This is a genomic window from Aquitalea sp. S1-19 (assembly GCF_024343515.1).
This window is the reverse complement of record NZ_RJTZ01000336.1, coordinates 1-813: the sequence shown is the minus strand read 5'-3', so window position 1 is coordinate 813 and position 813 is coordinate 1. Positions and strand designations below refer to the sequence as shown.

General features: G+C 61.5%; 1 protein-coding gene and 1 pseudogene. Both read left to right on the top strand.

Going from position 1 to position 813, the window contains the following annotated elements:
- Positions 1-368: DUF2721 domain-containing protein (locus EGI20_RS18900; protein WP_498633241.1), on the top strand; the 368-nt coding region annotated here is incomplete at its 5' end.
- Positions 369-508: 140 nt separating this feature from the next.
- Positions 509-813, top strand: a pseudogene (locus EGI20_RS18895) (circularly permuted type 2 ATP-grasp protein); the annotation flags it as partial.

Genomic DNA, 813 nt, shown 5'->3' with positions numbered 1-813 from the left:
TCCCGGCCATTTCCTTGCTGCTGCTGGCCTATACCAACCGCTTTTTGGGGCTGGCGGCCACCATACGCAATCTGTACAACGACTATCGGCGGGCACCCGACCCCAAGATTTTGCTGCAGATCTCCAGCCTCAGGCGCCGGGTATGGCTGATCCAGCAAATGCAGTTTCTTGGCGTCGCCAGCCTGTTTCTGTGTGTTGTCGCCATGCTCAAGATCTATCTGGGCTGGGAAACGCTGGCTCACTACAGCTTCGGTGCCAGCCTCGCGCTCATGATCGCCTCGCTGGGCGTCTCCTTGCTGGAGCTCAAACTGTCGTCCGGTGCACTGAACATTCTGCTGGCCGATATCGAGGACACCCGCCGCCGCTGATGCGGTGCGCCGCAGTGGTGCACATGCCTTGCCATGCACCACTATCGCCCCCTCTGTCTGTCTACGATGTGCTTTAACCCGGCCAATAGCTGGCATGGCGCTTGCTGAACTCCCAGTCAAGAGCCTACCGGGAGCACACCATGCACGCGCTGACCCTGCCCGAGCCCGGGCATCACGATGAAATGCTGCTATCCAGCGGTGCGGTACGCAGCCATTACCAGCACTTTGCCAACTGGCTGCAGGCCCAGCCTCCTGAAATGCTGGCGCGAAAACGGGAAGAAGCCAACCAGCTCTTCCATCGCGTCGGTATCACCTTCGCCGTCTACGGTGACGACTCCGGCGCCGAGCGCCTGATTCCGTTCGATACCATCCCGCGTGTCATCCCGGCAGCAGACTGGCGCCAACTGGAGGCGGGGCTGGCGCAGCGGGTGCGTGCGCTCAATGC